This window comes from Clostridium puniceum (assembly GCF_002006345.1).
Lineage (GTDB): Bacteria > Bacillota > Clostridia > Clostridiales > Clostridiaceae > Clostridium > Clostridium puniceum.
The window spans coordinates 12,225-29,143 of record NZ_LZZM01000198.1 but is presented as its reverse complement, the minus strand read 5'-3'; the positions used below and the strand labels follow the sequence as shown (position 1 = coordinate 29,143).

Here is a 16,919-nt window from a genome sequence, read left to right as displayed (position 1 = left end):
TTGTTTTAATATATTTGCAAATTATTTTACTCATATCTAAGTGCTTCAATTGGATCAAGTTCTGCTGCTTTCTTTGCTGGATAATATCCAAAGAAAATACCAATGAACATTGAGAAAGAGAAGCTTATTATAATTACCAATGGTGATACTGAATTTGTGAATCCCATTAATTTTGCTCCTACACCACCAAGGCCTAAACCAAGTGCTATTCCCATAAGACCGCCAATTGAACATATTATAATTGATTCAATTATAAATTGCATTTTTATATGACTTCCCTTAGCACCAAGCGCCTTTCTTGTTCCTATTTCTCTTGTTCTCTCTGTAACAGATACAAGCATTATATTCATTACTCCAATTCCACCAACTAAAAGTGATATACCTGCTATTCCAGATATGGCAAGTGAAACTGTACTCATCATTGATGTCATTGATTCAAGCATACTTTCCATATTACTTGCAGAAGCTTCAAACTTAATATTTTTTGAATAAAGATTAGATAAATAAGTTGATAACTCTGTTGTAAAGGTCGAAACATCAACGTTTTCCTTAGATTTTATTGTAAATGTTTGATAATTTTTATTAGTTGCAGATTTCTTTTCTACAGTTATTGGAATATATATATCTGTAGATAAATTTTCATCTGATGTTGTTCTATTTCCACCTTGAGATTTGTAAGTATATACTCCAACTATAGTGTACGAATAAATAGCACTTGAGGTATAGACTTTTATCTGTTTATTTATAGGATCAACATCATTTCCAAATATTTTTGTTACTAATTTGTCTGAAACGACTGCTACATTTTTAGCTCCATCAATATCATTTTGTACAAGATATCTTCCTTTTTGTATTGTAAGGTTTTTAATTTCTTGATATCCAATATTTGTACCTACTGTACTTATATTAGCATATGTTGTCTCATTCTTAACTTTACCTGAATTGCCATTTTCAGATATACTTATAGCACTTATTTTATCACTATAATTTTGTTGTAATGTGTTTATCTGTTCCATAGTCATAAGATCTGTATCACTAGTAGAGCTGCCTGAGTTGCCTCCCATTCTGCCACCTTGCATTCCGCCGCCCCCACCTGGAGCACCTCCACCTGGTCCAACACCCGGAGCGCCTCCACCACCTGGCGCACCCCCCGGGGCACCTCCACCTGGTCCACCTGCGACAGCATCATTACTTTTCGCAGTTTCTTTGCCATCACTTTTTTCCATAGAAGCAGCTGAACTTGCATCAATGGCAAGCTTTTTAGCTAATGCAATTGCTTTATTGGCTGTGCTTTTTTCTTGAACGTTAACTGTAATATTAGTAGCTCCCATTGAAGACATTGAACTTGTTACAGATGATGTCATTGCATTTCCCACAGAAACAACACCTATTACAGATGCTATACCTATTATTATACCAAGCATCGTAAGTAATGAACGCATTTTATTAGATTTAAGGCCTGCTATTGCAAGCATTATATTTTCTTTTATAAACATACTTTTTCCTCTTCTCGGGATCTTCTATAATATTTTTCATTATCTTTTACTGATATTATATTTCCATCTCTTAAAGTTATGATTCTTTGGGTTTCATCTGCAAGTTCATTATTATGAGTTATAAGCACTATAGTTTTACCTTCTTCTTCATGAATTTTATGGAATAAATCCATGACCATTCTTCCAGTTGCAGAATCAAGAGCTCCTGTTGGTTCATCTGCAAGTATTATACTAGGGTCATTTACAAGGGCACGCGCAATTGCTACTCTTTGCTTTTGTCCTCCTGATAATTCGTTAGGCTGATGAGACATTCTGTCTTTCATTCCAACAAGATCCAAGAGTTCTTCTGCACGTTCTCTTCTCTCTTTTTTATTCATCCCATAGTAAAGCATTGGTAACTCAACATTTTTTAATGCAGAACTTCTTGGTATTAAATTATATGTTTGAAATACAAATCCTATTTGTTTATTTCTTACTTCTGATAACCCATCATCTGATATGTCATTAATATTAGTCTTATCTAATATATATTCTCCAGATGTTGCTCTATCAAGTGCGCCTATAATATTCATTAATGTACTTTTCCCAGAACCAGATGTTCCTATAATAGATACAAATTCGCCTTCTTTTACAGTAATATCAATTCCCTTTAAAATGTTTAACTGATTTGGAGTTCCTATATAAAAGCTTTTTTTAATATCCTTCATTTCAATTATATTTTTACTCATATAATTCACCTCCTACTTTATTGCTACAATACTTGCCTCTGAATAACCTGATGGCTCATTAAGTATAATCATTCCATCTGAAAGATCTGAACCCTCAATTTCAGCATTAGTAGCTGATTCTATCCCTTTAGTTATTGAAATTTCTTTTACAACATATTGTTTATCTTGTTTTACAGCTGCATAGACCACACTTTGTCCATTTTTGTTAACTACAGCTCCATATGGTACTGAATATATATCTTTCTTTTCATTTGTAATAATGTTTACTACAGAATTCATACCTACCTTCACCTTGTCACTTTGACCTGTTAATTGTACTTTAACAGTAAATGATACGTCACTGCTTGTTGAATTGCTTGTAGTACTAGTAGTAGTACTAGTTTTGCCACTGCTTGTACTAGTGCTGCTATTACTTGCACTTTGAGTACTAGAAATTGGTTCAACACTTATAACTTTTGCTTCAATAATTTCAGGACCTGATGCATCTGTTGTTATTTCTACTCTTTGTCCAACTTTTACATTTGCAACATCTGTTTCATCAACACTTGCATTTACTATTAAATTACTTAAATCTTGAATTACAAATAGTGCTCCTGACGCTTGGATTCCAACTACTGCATTTACATTTGTTATAGTTCCATCTACTGTAGCTATTACTTGTGCATCTTGTAACTTCTTTTTCTTATCTTCAAAAGCAAGTCTATTACTAGTGTCATCAGCTGCTGCTTGAGCGCTATCATAAGAATTTTTTGCTTCTGATAAACTTTGCTTCGCATTAATTTTTGTTGCTTCTAAAGCAACAGTTGCCTTCTTATAAGTACTTTGTGCAGATTCATATGTTATTTGTTGTTTATTAACTTCATCTTGTGAAATTTCACCATTTTGAAGCATTACTGTATCATATTCATAGATCTTTGTTTCATGATCTAAATTAAGTTTTGCAGAATCAAGTGCATTTTCTGCATTTATTATATCTGTATTTAAATTATTATCATATAAATATTTAAGATTTTCATATTTTTGTCTTGCAGTTGCTAATGACAATTTATTTTTAGTTTCATTTGAAGCAAGAGTTTGTTCAGCCTCAGCAATTTGTTCCTGCAACGTTGTAGTATCTATTGTTGCAAGAACATCGCCTTTCTTTACTACATCTCCCACTTCAACATTAATAGCTGCAACATTATATTCCAAATTAGAATATATATTTGTAGAATCACCACTTTTTATAGCTCCCGATGAACTAATACTAGTTGAAATATTTGTTTTTTTAAGGGTAGTATACTTAACATTACTTTGTCCTATATTCGCTTTTTTAGCGAATTTAACTTTATAGATTGTGAAACCTAAAGTCACAACAAGCAATATGCATATTACGCTTATAATCTTCTTATTCGTAAATATTTTTTTTATAGATGCTTTATTTATTACATTCTTATCAAATAATTTCAATTTAGTACCCTTCTTTCATTTCAATATACTTTAGATATTTTAAATAGCACTCATTTCTAGCCTTAACAAAAGAAGCATTGTCCTTATCTACTGTTATTTTCCCACTATCTAGTTCATTTTTAGAAATAAATCCATAATCATATTTTACTTCAGTAACGTCAAAATTATTTTGTTCTTGAAGTATTTTATCATAACTGTTTTTTAATGAATTATACGAAGCCATAAGCTCATTATATTTTCCTTTAAAATCTGTTTCTGCAGTATTTTTTGCTTGTTTTAACGCTATTTCAGCATTTTCATATTTATAATCATAGATATCGTCTTGATCATTATCATCATAAGTATCTTCTTCATCTTCTAAATCATCAATATTATCATGTTTAAGTTCTATATCAAGATTGTTATTAAGCATTTGCTCTAAATCATCTTCATAATTAATTTTTGAAATAACCAGAAAATCCACAGTTATGTCAGTATTAAATATTATATTTTCTTCCGGGTCTATTCCCAATGTATTACATAATTTTATTCTATTGAGTTCTTCTGTATCTTTTGCTTCATTTAAATCATTAACTGAAGTATTGCTTTGTAATTTAGAAAGATAATCCTTTTTAGATATAAACCCTTTTTCATATTGGAGTTTATATATTTGAGCTTTTTTCTCATTATAATTTGCTGTATCTTCACTTATTTTTTTTGTAGATAAATCATTTAAATATGATATATAGGCCTGTTGTGCTGTATAAACTACACTTTCAACATTTTTATCATAACTAGTTTTTGCTGTTTTATAAGCCTCCTTAGCTGTTTCATATGCTTTTTTAGCAGAGTTATACTCTGATAGAGCACTTTCATAATTAGTAGAATCAAAAACACTCGTACCATCAGTATTATAATCAGTATACTCCTCCTTTGTAGGCTTTGTTGTGTCATCATAAGTATCCTTGGCTTCCTCTCGATTTTCTTTTGCAATTTTTAATTCATTATCCTTAATTTTAAGATCTAAGTTATTATCAATAACTATTTCTCTTATATTACTTAAAGATACTTTAATAACATCTTTATTTGTAGTTACAGCAGTATCAGTCGTTGCTGCTTGTACACTAGATATGTTTACTAAAGATATCTTGGTTAACATTAAAGTCATTATTAAAAAACTTATAAATACTTTTTTCACTATTGTTTCCTCCTCAATTTGTCATTTTTGATTATGTAATTTTATAAAAAATACAATTATTATTGTTACATTTAGTATAATAGGTAATTCTAACCTTCGTCTAAAACAAATATAAACAAAATATAAACTTATGTTAAATTTATGTTAAATTCCTTTTTACATTTAGCAATTTAATTTACAAAGCTTTATAATTCACAATCTTTAAATCGCTTTTAATTAATTCAAACCTATCATAATATTCACATATAATGTTTTTATAATTTTCCAATTAAAATTATAAAAAGCCATATTTATTTATAAATATGGCTCTAAAATATTACATATTAAATCGATATCCTGCCCCCCAAACCGTTTCTATATATTCAGGATTACTGCTATCTACTTCAATTTTATCTCTTATTCTATTAATGTGTACTGTAACAGTTGAACTGTCTCCAAATGATTCTTCGCCCCAAATTCTATCCAATAAAGTATCCTTTGAAAATACAATATTAGGATTTGATGCTAGAAACATTAACAATTCAAATTCTTTATTAGCAAATCTAACTTCTTCTTCGCCTACATAAACTCTCCTTGCTTTAAACAATATTTTAATTCTCCCAATGATTATTGAACTTTTCTCATTATCATTATTTTTATCAATTGTTGTAAGACGTTCGTAACGTGCAATATGTGCATTTACTCTTGCTACAAGTTCGCTAGGACTAAATGGTTTTACTATATAATCATCTGCACCAATACCAAGTCCTTGTATTTTATAAATATCTTCTTTCTTTGCTGTAACCATTAGAATTGGAATTTCCTTAACAGCTCTTATTTCTTCACATATTTTAAATCCATCCTTGCCTGGCAACATTACATCTAGCAATATCAAATCAAAATCTTTATTTAATGCAAGTTCTAATCCCTTATTTCCTGTCATAGCAATTTCAGTCTTAAAACCAGTTATCTCAAGGTAATCTCTCTCTAATTCAGCAATACTTTCATCATCTTCTATAATTAATATGCTTTTCACTTCATATTCCCCTTTTTACATTATTTCTTTAGACTCTCTCTAAAATTTTAGGAAGCGTTATATTAATTGTAAGTCCATTCATATTATAGGCTGCAATTTTTCCACCATGAGCTTCTACAATATTTTTTGCTATAGCTAGCCCAAGTCCACTTCCCTCACTGGGATTAGTTCTAGAAACATCTCCTCTATAAAAACTTACAAATAAATTTTGGAGCTCTTCTTCTTCTACACCATTTCCATTATCACTAAGTTCTATAACAACAGATTCTTCTTTTTCTTCTACAATCATTTTTACTTTAATTTTATTATCTACCTTATATTTTACACTATTCTCTACTATATTTAAAAGAACTCTATTCATTTCTTGACAATCTAATTTTATTTTACATAAATCACTACATGTATTTTCAAAAAAGAACTCAACATCTTTTTCATAAAATTCATCCTTCATGTGTTTATAGAAATTATTCATATATTCCTTCATATTTATTTTATCAAATTTAAATGGAAAGTTACCTGTGTCCAATTTAGAAAACAAAAACAACCTATCTACAAGTATATCCATATCACATGCCTTTGTATAAATTGTATTTAAATACTTTTTTTGCTTTTGAGGTGTATTGGCTATGCCATCTCTTAGTCCCTCTACATATCCTTTAATTGCTGTAAGCGGAGTCCTTAAATCATGGGATATTCCAACTACCAATTGCTTACGATCTTCTTCATACTTTAATTGTGACTCAACAGAATCTTTTAATCTTAATCTCATTTCATCAAAGTCACCACATACTTGCTTAAATTCATCATCACTTTCATAATTCATTTCAAAATCAAGATTTCCATCCTTAATTTGTTCTGCGCCATAGCTTAAAAGTTCTAATGGCACTATTAATTTTTTATAAATCTTTGTAGATAGTATTCCGTTAGTTATAGTTATAACAATTAATGAAATAATAACGACTATTAATATATAGCTTATTACAAAAGTTGACATTTCACGTTTCATATCAAATCTTATCGGTTCATATACAGAATTAATTGCAATAATATTTACGACTTTACCCTCTTTAATAAAACTGTTTTTAACTAAAGAAGTGCGATTCATCTCAAGCACTAGTGAATTTGACTGAAAAAGTATATCATCTCCTATTTTGGAGATTGATTCTTTATCCTGTTCTGTAATATTTGATGAGATTATTTCTCCATCGTATGTAATTATTAAATGATATCCTTTAGGTTCAAGAAAATTTTGCAATTCCTTAGGTAGTTTTACAAAATCATCTTTATTATTAAAGTTTTTTAAATCTGGTCTTAAACTTTGCTGGATGAAGTATGCATAAGAATCCCTTTCTCTATCCATATTAAATTTTTTTTCATAAGCCTTTGAAAATGGTATATTCATTATTATTGCTATAATAAATATAATTACTACTGGTATTACAAGCATAAGAATATTTGATATTGTAAGTCTCTTCTTTATTCTCATAATAATTCCTCAACTAAATTTTTACTAACAGTTAAATTTGTTAAATCTATTTTATCCGGATTTACAAGTAAAGAATAATCTTTAATCCATATGATTCCATCTACAATTTTACCTTCATCTATTTTTTCTGTAGGATTTTCATCATAAACTTCCTCTAAATCTTTACTTTTAGTAAGAATCACCATCCTTCTACAAGGCTCTTCTGCTTCTTCATAAATATTAAAGAAACTATTATATGAATCAAAACTTTTTACTGATGTAACCACCTTTAAAAACAAATTATATTTTTCTGCTGCTTCTAGTGCATTTATATATTCTTTATTCATCTAATTTTCTATCCTTTCCATACTTAACATTTGTTCCATAAAAATTTCTCCTCTTTGAAAGAAATTTAGCTTAAAAATATGTTTTAAGCTAAATCAGCAGTTCCTTTTTAAGTACCATTACTTCTTCTTCATTAATTTCTCTCCATTTACCAATTTCTATGTCAGAAATCTTTATATTAATGATTCTAATTCTTTCTAATTTTATAACCTTATATCCTAAAGCTCCACACATTTTTCGAATTTGTCTATTAAGACCTTGCGTTAATATTATTTTAAAAGTATTTTCATCAATTCTATACACTTTACACTTTCTTGTTTTAATAACTTTATTCACATTCATTTTAGTTTGTTTTAAATCTGCTAATTGTACAACTTTTAACGGTTCTAAATTCTCTGCCTTAAATTCAGTTTTCTCATTATCTTTAATTTTACATACACCAAACTCATCTGATATTCTCTTAATTCCCGAACTTCCATATCCTGTGATTTCAACCCCTTCGGCCATTTGTTTAAGAAACTTATCATCAAAAGCCTTATTAACCTTAACTATATATTCTTTTTCATGCATGTTTTCTGATTCTAAAATTCGATTTGCTAACTCTCCATCATTAGTCATAAGTATAAGCCCTTGAGATTCCTTATCCAATCTACCAACTGGAAATATATATTCAGGATAGTTCATAAATTTAATTATGTTATGATTTATCTCATTTTTTGCTGTACAAGTAATTCCAATTGGTTTATTAAGTGCAATATAAACTTTTTTCTTAATAGAAATAGGCTTACCATCGAACAGAATTTCATCCTTTCCTTCTTCTACCCATTGTCCCAAAACACAAAACTCACCATTCACCTTAACGCGTCTTTCCTCAATGAGTTTATTGGTTTCTTTTCTTGAACAAATTCCATAATTACTAAAAAGTTTATTTATTCTCATTCTTAATATCTACCCCTTCTTGAAACTTTATCGAAAGCAACTAAATTATATAATTAATATTGTTTTACTATAATACTTATAATCCTAAAGTTAGTTTATTGTAGTACTAATTATTTGTCAAAAAGCACACTCTTTACAATTGCAAAAGCTTCTCTAGTATAAGTAATAGGAATAAGGTACCATACTGTAGCGCTAGAATAATTATTAAAATTTACATATCCATTTCTCTTTGCTAAAATACTGCTTCTAAAAACATGAAAATCTGTTGTTACTATTTTCACATTAACTTCTTTTAGTGATTTATGACTATGATCTTCTATTTTTTTCTTAGAAAATTTAAAATTCTGATTAGTATTTCTAGATTGATCCTCAATTATTATTTTTTCTTTATTAATACCTTTATCTTGTAAATACTTACTCATAGCATGAGCTTCTGGCAAATCTTCATCTTCTCCTTGCCCTCCAGATACAACAATATATCCTGCATCATTTTTTTCTATACACTCTATTGCTGCATTAAGTCTTCCTCTAAGTATTTCAGTGGGAATTGTTCTATTGTTTAGTCCCGCACCTAATACAAGAATATAATCATCATTTTTTTCATTATGCTTAGGATAACTAATTATAACAGCTTCCATTCCGAAGAACCATATTAATCCAATACATAAAAATGTCTTTATAATTTTAAATCCCTTAGATAAAAATTTACTTTCTTTTATTCTGTTCTTAACAAAATGATATAGTATTAATATAATTGCTAAAATTATAATTGGCAAACTAAATGCAACTCGTACACCACTCATAATATTTATAGCCATTATATATCCAATCAATACTGCACCTAATATAATATCCCAAAATTTCTTCAAAATTCTTCTCCCCTTACTAATTTATTTTCTATTTCTGCATATTTATTTCTATATGAACCCATTATAATGGTATTTTATAAATATGTATTTACATTTAATAAATAGTATGCAATATATCACAATTTTGTAATAATATCGTCATATATGAAAAACATCATGAAAAAAATCAAGTTCAATTCCTAATTTTGGGAGTTGAACTTGACAGTAGCTACTTTATTTCTTCATTAATCCATATAGTTTTACGATTTTAACTGTCTACCATAAAAGGAGTATCTAATCATTTCAAAACCTGCTCTTTTATCTAGCCCTGCACAATTACCATAAACTGCTATGATATTAGCAATCAATACTAATTTTTTCTTAAATTTTATTATATGGCGAACCATACTTACTAAAACTAACTATCTACAATATCTTAAAGCTTAATTATTTTTAAGTAATGATATACAGACCATTTTAAATTAACCATACATTAAAATAATAGTTATTTTTTATTTATAGTGTATATGTAATAACTCATGAACTCTATCTTTTAAAATTCCTGAATATAACGAATCCATTAATGGATTATCATCAGAGCGACCTATACTCTTCATTTTATCTACTTTATAAAGTCTTTCGCCACGGTTAAATTTTCCATCTGCCTTCGCAAATGGTTGCCCTGCACCAGAAACACCCCCCTGGACATGCCATAACTTCAACAAAATCGTAATGTATTTCTCTAGCTTTTATCTTTTTCACAACATTATCTGCATTTTTGAGTCCACTTACTATTGCAATTTTTATTTCGCGGTCAAAAGCTATAATAGTTGTTTCTTTAACACCTTCCATACCTCTAATTCCCCGAAAAGCAAATTCACGTAATGCTGGAACTGGAGTATCACTTAAAACCTTACGTATGACAGCTTCAGTAACACCACCTGTAACTCCAAATATAACACCAGCACCGCTGCAACTTTGGAATGGCGTATCTAATGCTTCTGGCTCTAACTCTGAAAAGGCAATTCCTCATTCATTTATCATATTAATAAGTTCTTGTGTTGTAATTACATAATCCACATCTGGTACTCCATCAGTTTTAAATTCATCCCTATCTGCTTCAAATTTTTTAGCTGAACAAGGCATAATTGCTACACTCACAAGTCTTTTGTTATCCTTTTTATAGTGTTCCTTTAGTACAGCACCAAACATTTCCATAGGTGACTTACAACTAGAAACATTTTTCATCAGATCAGGATAAGCATTTTGTACATAATTTACCCAAGCTGGACAGCAAGATGTAAACAATGGTAATTCTTCATTTTTTTGAAGCTTTGAAATAAACTCGTCTGTTTCCTCTATAACTGTAAGATCCGCTCCTACAGAAGTATCAAAAATCTTATTAAAACCCATTTTTCTTAGTGCAGCTACCATTTTACCCATTGCATTTCTACCATCTCCTTCTCCTAATTTACTGTTTAAACCAACTTTTACAGCAGGAGCTATTTGGACTACTACTTGTGTATTTTCATCATTTAAATCTTCCCAAAGCTTATTTGTATTGCTCCTTACTACAATGGCACCAGTAGGACATACTGCTGCACATTGACCACAGAAAACGCATTTTGATTGTCCTATTGGTTCATCAAAAGCAGTAGTTGCAGTCATTTTTGAACCTCTGCCTACAAAATCAATTACTCCAACATTTTGTATTTCTTCACATACTCTTACACAATTACCCCATAGAATACATTTGCTTTGGTTTCTTACTATAGCTACTGATGACTCATCTAATTTCGTCTCTTTAGCTGTGTTCGGAAATCTTACATCATTTATTCCAAACCTTTTTGCTAACTCTTGAAGTTTACATGATCCACTTTGCTGACAATTTGTACAATCTCTACAGTGATTTGCAAGCAATAATTCAAGAATATTCTTCCTATATTTTCTAACTCTTGGTGTATTTGTGTATATTTCCATCCCAGCCCTAGGAGGCGTAGAACATGCTGATTCCATATCTCCACGTTTAGTTTCTACTATGCACATACGACAGGCACCATACACTGAAAGTTCTGAATAAAAGCAAAATGTAGGTAATTCAATACCAACTCTTCTAACTAACTCAAGAATGTTTTTTTCATCTTTTATTTCCACAGGTACATTATCTATAGTCATGAACTGTCCGCTCATTTTATTAATCCTCCTTTATAGCTTTAAATGGGCAAGTTTCAACACAAGCACCACATTTTATACACTGATTTTTATCAATTGTAAATGGCTCTTTAATTCTACCTAAAATCGCACCAACAGGGCAAATTTTTGAGCATTTTGAACAGCCTTTGCACATATCTGGATCAATAAATATAGTCTTAAGTTTTTGATGGACATTTTTTATTGACAATATGAGTTATATACTCATTAAGGAAATTTTTAATTGTGCTAACAACTGGTGATGGTGCTGTCTTTCCAAGTCCACAAAGAGCTGTTGCAGATATGGTATCTGCAAGTTCTAAAAGTAAATCTATATCTTCTAACTTGCCATTACCTGCCACAATTCTTTCAAGAATTTCAAGCATTCTCTTAGTACCTTCGCGGCAAGGAACACATTTACCACAAGACTCATTCTTTGTAAAGTTCATAAAGAATCTTGCAACTTCAACCATACAGGTATTTTCATCCATAACTACTAGACCACCAGAACCTATCATTGCCCCTGCTTTCTTTAGCGGATCAAAGTCCAGTGGTAAATCTAAATGTTCTGATGTGAGACATCCTCCAGATGGACCACCTATTTGTACAGCTTTAAACTTTTTACCATCTTTTATGCCTCCTCCTATATCAAAGATTACTTCTCTTAAGGTTGTACCCATTGGTACTTCAATAAGCCCTGTACTTTCAATGTTTCCTGTTAAAGCAAAAGCTTTTGTTCCTAGGCTGTTTTCAGTTCCAATTGATTTATACCATTCAACTCCTCGATTAATAACTATAGGCACATTAGCAAAAGTCTCAACATTGTTAAGAACTGTCGGCTTCCCAAAAAGTCCTTGTTCAACAGTTCTTGGAGGTTTCACTCTTGGCATGCCTCTTTTTCCTTCAATTGAAGCAGTAATAGCACTTCCTTCACCGCATACAAAGGCACCAGCACCTTTATTAATTTGAATATCAAAGCTAAAATCAGAGCCTAAAATATTGTTTCCAAGTATTGCATATTTTCTTGCTTGTTCAATAGCATTTGAAAGTCTGCTTGCAGCTAAAGGATATTCAGCACGAACATATATATATCCTTTTTGTGCACCACAGGCAGCACCTGCAATCATCATTCCTTCAAGTATTCTATGAGGATCTCCTTCCATTATGCTTCTATCCATAAATGCACCTAGATCACCTTCATCACCATTACATACAATAAAGTTTATTTCTTCTTTTTGACGTTTTACTTGAGACCATTTAAGACCTGCTGGGAATCCACCACCACTGCCTCTTAAATTTGACTCTTCAATTTGCTTAATAACTTCATCAGGATCCATATCAAATAATGGTTTTTCAAAAGCTGAATATCCATTTATAGCAAAATACTCCTCTATTGAGGTTGCATCAATTTATCTACAATGTTCAAGTGCAAGTCTAGTTTGCTTTTCGTAAAAGGGTATTTCTTCTTGCTTTGTATACACTTTCCCATTCTTCGTATATGCAAGCCTTTCAACACACTCATCATTTATTATAGTTTGTCTATAATTTCTGCACAATCCTCTGCTTTTACCTTTATATATAGATATCCAAATGATTCTATTTTTACTAATGGTCCCATTTCACAAAATCCGTGACAACCACTTTTTTTAATTGCAATAGTATCATCATGAGGTTCTTTTTCTAATGATACTTCACAATCTATCCCTTTTTCTTTCATTAACCTTATTAATTCATCATATATCTCTAATGAACCACCTGCAACACAGCCTGTACCAGAACATATAAGAATTTTCTTTTTTTCATTTTGGAGACTATTTTTATAATTATTTCTAGCATTAATTAAATCATTTCTCTTAAAAAGCATATTATTTATCCTCCTTAAGAGTATTTAAAAGATCTATTGCCTTTTTTGGATTCATAGCTCCATACACTTTATCATTAACAGTCATGGCAGGAGCAAGTCCACAAGCGCCAGGGCAAGAAACCGTTTCCAAAGTAAATATTAAATCATCTGTTGTAGTTCTAATTTCTGAAAGATTTAATTCTTTTCTTAGCTTGTCTAATATAGGAATAGATTTTCTAACATGACAGGCTGTACCATCACATATTTTTATTACATATTTACCATTAGGTTCTAAATAAAAATTTTCATAAAAAATTGCTACACTATATATTTTAGCAGTACTCATTACTTAAACCTCCATATTAATTTTTCATATGTCTTAATTCTTTGGTATAATCCTGTTTGAATATTTATTTACCTAATTATTTAGTTAAGTTTTATATTTTTATTCACTATGAAATAATAAATCAAATAGCAGAATAACACACATTGTTAATTTAATAATATTAGTTATCCTATCTTTATGAAATATATTTAATATTAATCAATACTATTTTATAGTATCACTGCGCTTTTTATTTTCCAATCACTTATTTTAAAATATTCTGAATTTTTATAACATTCTTAATTTCATATCCAATCGTTGTCAATATCTATTTTTCACAAGAAAATTTACTTCACAGACTGTGTGTCCCTGATATTTTTAAAAGTTATCCACAGATTTGACTTTATTATAATTTCCTCGTATTTGAAAATACTAAATCCATAGACGAATATTTAAGTCTATATAGTGAAAATCTAACTAGTGAAAATTTAATATTTGAATAGAGATATTGATGTTAATTTCCTGGGAGTATATACATACCCGTTCTTTAGACTGTCATCTCATTCAATAGATTCTATGTGTAACTGGTTGGATTTTTACTATTTGTAAAATTATCTGAATAACAAACGAGGATATAGTCTATTGGATTTATATGAGACCTCTATTCAAACTAAAGGAGACATGATTTATGAATAATTTCATTAATAACTTCGTTGTCGGAGTAGATGTATCTTCAAAATCTTCTGTTATAACTATTTTAATGCCCGGTGGTGAAACCTACGGGAAAAAATTGAATATAACAAATGATTTAAAAGGATTCACTAAACTTTTAACTACTTTAAAGGAAATTGAAAAACAATTTTCAAAAAGACCTGAAATTTTTATGGAATCTACTGGATTATATCATATTCCTCTTTATAATTATTTTAGTAAAAATGACTATAAATGCTATGTTATTAATCCAATACATACTAAGAACTTTGCAAAACAAAGTATTAGAAAAGTTGAAAACGATAAAGTCGATTCATTGAGAATTGCACAACTAGCACAATCCCCAATGTTTTCAACTGAATCTGTTTTTGATGGAAACACTTTCTTATTGAAAAAGCTTTGCCGAGAATATGATTCTTTAGTTAGCAATTCTGCTCAATACAAAAAGAAAGTAAATTCATTACTTAACTTAGTATTTCCAAAATTTAATGAAGTATTCAGTGATGTATTTAGTTCAGTTCCACTAGCTATTTTATTTAAATATCCAACCTATGTTGATTTTTTATCTGCCTCCAAATCAGATGTTATTACCCTTATAACATCAACTGTAAACCATTCTACAGAATGGGCTGATAAACGATACAATTTAATATTTAATATTGCCAAAGAAGCAGAATTATTAAAATTAGATCTAGATTATCTTGGAACAGAAATGGTTTGCTTTATTAATCTACTCACCTCATTTAAATCTGCTATCAATAAACTAAAAGAAAAAATACTAGAATTTTCTGCAAATATATCAGAATTCAAGGAAAATGTTGAGCTATTATGCTCCCATCCTGAAGTAGGGCAAATAAGTGCTATAAGTCTTTTAGCTGAAATTGGAGACATCAAAAACTTTTCAAGGGCAAAAAAACTTGTTGCATTTCTAGGCGTTGACACGTCGGTATCTCAATCTGGAGCCTTCACAAGCACACATAATAAGCTTACAAAACGTGGTTCCAATTTAGCTAGAAAAATATTATATAATTTATCGTTAGCATAAATTAAAACTTTCCGAAACGGAGTCCCTGCTAATCCTGTTTTACTTGCATATTATAAAAAATTAGCTACATCTAAACCAAAGAAAATAGCCATCTGCGCTATAATGCATAAATTAATTAACCATTTTTTTGCTATACTAAGAGACAAAAAAGCTTTTGAACTCAGGCTACTTGAAACTCATAAAAAGCTATATTTAGAAAGACATTTACAAATAGTAATTTAGTGTACAATTTTCACCTTAATCTTGTCCATTATTCGTAAAATAATAATGGTTTATTAAGTATACCTTTTTTAAAAAATAATTTAAAAATTTTTTATTTTTTTGTATAACTGGTCTAAAGAATAAAAAAACTGTTGTAAAATGATTTTCAATTCACTTTACAACAGCTATTTTATTTATCTATCTATTTAATAATTCTCCTATTTCCTTATTTGTGAATTCGTATTTCTTATTGCAGAAATTACATACTATTTCTTCTGTCTTTTCATCATCATAAATTTCTTGAAGTGTTTCTCTACCAATAGATATTAAGGCTTTTTCAACTCTTTCTCTAGAACAGTCGCATTTGTATTCTGGTTTAAGAGATTCTAATACTTTTAAATCCATGCCTTCAAATATATATTCTAAAATTTCTTCTATAGTTTTTCCTTCACTTATTAAAGTAGTTATTGGTGGAATTTCTTCTAATCTGTATGTTACAACGTCTGCTAAAAGTTCATCCGCTCCTGGCATCATTTGAACTATAAAACCTCCAGAAGCCTTTATAGATAGATCTCTATCAACTAATACTCCAAGTGATACTGCCGATGGTGTTTGTTCTGAAACTGTAAAATAATATGCAAAATCTTCTGCTATTTCTCCAGTTTGTATTGGCACTTGTCCAACATATGGGTCTTTTAAGCCTAAATCTTTTATTACATATAAAATTCCATCAGTTCCAATAGCTCCACCAACATCTAATTTTCCTTTTGCATTAAGTGGTCTATCAATGTAAGGATTTCCTATAACACCTTTAACAGAACCATCATTGTGAGCTGTTACTGTTATTCCATTTACTTCTCCATTACCATTTATCTTTAAAGTAATAACTTCCTTTTCACTTTTTAATGTTGTTCCAATCAATGCTCCAGCAGTCAACATTCTACCAAAACCAGCAGCTGCTACTGGTGTACATTCATGTATACTGCTGCCTTCATTTACCAAATTTGTTGTAATTCCTGCAATTATTCTTATCATTCCATCTTTAGCCGTTGCTCTTACTATTTTGTCTTCCATTATTATTTCATCTCCTATTTTTATCCATTTTATAGTTACTCCCTTTATTTAAGTAAGTTTTTAGCAAT

General features: G+C 29.8%; 11 protein-coding genes and 3 pseudogenes. 1 reads left to right on the top strand and 13 read right to left on the bottom strand.

The window, feature by feature from the left end:
- Positions 1-26: 26 nt before the first annotated feature.
- The 12 genes and pseudogenes from CLPUN_RS19265 to CLPUN_RS19210 form a co-directional block, all read right to left on the bottom strand.
- Entirely contained in the window at positions 27-1,496 is a 1,470-nt protein-coding gene (locus tag CLPUN_RS19265) for an ABC transporter permease (RefSeq protein ID WP_077848857.1), read from the bottom strand.
- Positions 1,487-2,224, bottom strand: a complete 738-nt coding sequence (locus CLPUN_RS19260) for an ABC transporter ATP-binding protein (RefSeq protein WP_077848856.1) — start codon at positions 2,222-2,224, stop codon at positions 1,487-1,489. Before CLPUN_RS19260 ends, CLPUN_RS19265 begins: the two co-directional genes overlap by 10 nt.
- Positions 2,225-2,236: 12 nt before the next feature.
- Positions 2,237-3,673: an HlyD family secretion protein gene (locus tag CLPUN_RS19255; RefSeq protein ID WP_077848855.1), complete on the bottom strand. Its 1,437-nt coding sequence runs from the start codon at positions 3,671-3,673 to the stop codon at positions 2,237-2,239.
- A gap of 1 nt (position 3,674) precedes the next feature.
- Positions 3,675-4,850: a TolC family protein gene (locus CLPUN_RS19250; RefSeq protein WP_077848854.1), complete on the bottom strand. Its 1,176-nt coding sequence runs from the start codon at positions 4,848-4,850 to the stop codon at positions 3,675-3,677.
- Between the two features lie 316 nt (positions 4,851-5,166).
- Complete coding sequence (locus CLPUN_RS19245; RefSeq protein WP_077848853.1) at positions 5,167-5,865, bottom strand: response regulator transcription factor; 699 nt, start codon at positions 5,863-5,865, stop codon at positions 5,167-5,169.
- Positions 5,866-5,893: 28 nt separating this feature from the next.
- Positions 5,894-7,351 (bottom strand): sensor histidine kinase, encoded by a 1,458-nt coding sequence (locus CLPUN_RS19240; protein ID WP_077848852.1) that lies wholly within the window; start codon positions 7,349-7,351, stop codon positions 5,894-5,896.
- Positions 7,348-7,677 carry a hypothetical protein gene (locus CLPUN_RS19235; protein ID WP_077848851.1) on the bottom strand — a complete coding sequence of 110 codons (330 nt, stop codon included), beginning with the start codon at positions 7,675-7,677 and terminating at the stop codon, positions 7,348-7,350. Before CLPUN_RS19235 ends, CLPUN_RS19240 begins: the two co-directional genes overlap by 4 nt.
- A gap of 88 nt (positions 7,678-7,765) precedes the next feature.
- Complete coding sequence (locus CLPUN_RS19230; protein WP_077848850.1) at positions 7,766-8,614, bottom strand: pseudouridine synthase; 849 nt, start codon at positions 8,612-8,614, stop codon at positions 7,766-7,768.
- Positions 8,615-8,724: 110 nt separating this feature from the next.
- Positions 8,725-9,483, bottom strand: coding sequence for a YdcF family protein (locus tag CLPUN_RS19225; RefSeq protein ID WP_077848849.1), 759 nt, complete (start codon positions 9,481-9,483; stop codon positions 8,725-8,727).
- A gap of 491 nt (positions 9,484-9,974) precedes the next feature.
- Positions 9,975-11,652, bottom strand: a pseudogene (locus tag CLPUN_RS19220) ([FeFe] hydrogenase, group A).
- Positions 11,653-11,656: 4 nt separating this feature from the next.
- A pseudogene (locus tag CLPUN_RS19215) lies at positions 11,657-13,516 on the bottom strand (NADH-ubiquinone oxidoreductase-F iron-sulfur binding region domain-containing protein).
- Position 13,517: 1 nt separating this feature from the next.
- A pseudogene (locus CLPUN_RS19210) lies at positions 13,518-13,841 on the bottom strand (NADH-quinone oxidoreductase subunit NuoE family protein); the annotation flags it as partial.
- A gap of 667 nt (positions 13,842-14,508) precedes the next feature.
- On the opposite strand from CLPUN_RS19210, the gene CLPUN_RS19205 reads away from it, so the two are divergent.
- Positions 14,509-15,576 carry an IS110 family RNA-guided transposase gene (locus CLPUN_RS19205; protein WP_077848847.1) on the top strand — a complete coding sequence of 356 codons (1,068 nt, stop codon included), beginning with the start codon at positions 14,509-14,511 and terminating at the stop codon, positions 15,574-15,576.
- Between the two features lie 399 nt (positions 15,577-15,975).
- Here CLPUN_RS19205 and hslO read toward each other — a convergent pair whose 3' ends face one another.
- Positions 15,976-16,851, bottom strand: a complete 876-nt coding sequence (gene hslO / locus CLPUN_RS19200; RefSeq protein ID WP_077848846.1) for an Hsp33 family molecular chaperone HslO — start codon at positions 16,849-16,851, stop codon at positions 15,976-15,978.
- Positions 16,852-16,919: the final 68 nt, after the last annotated feature.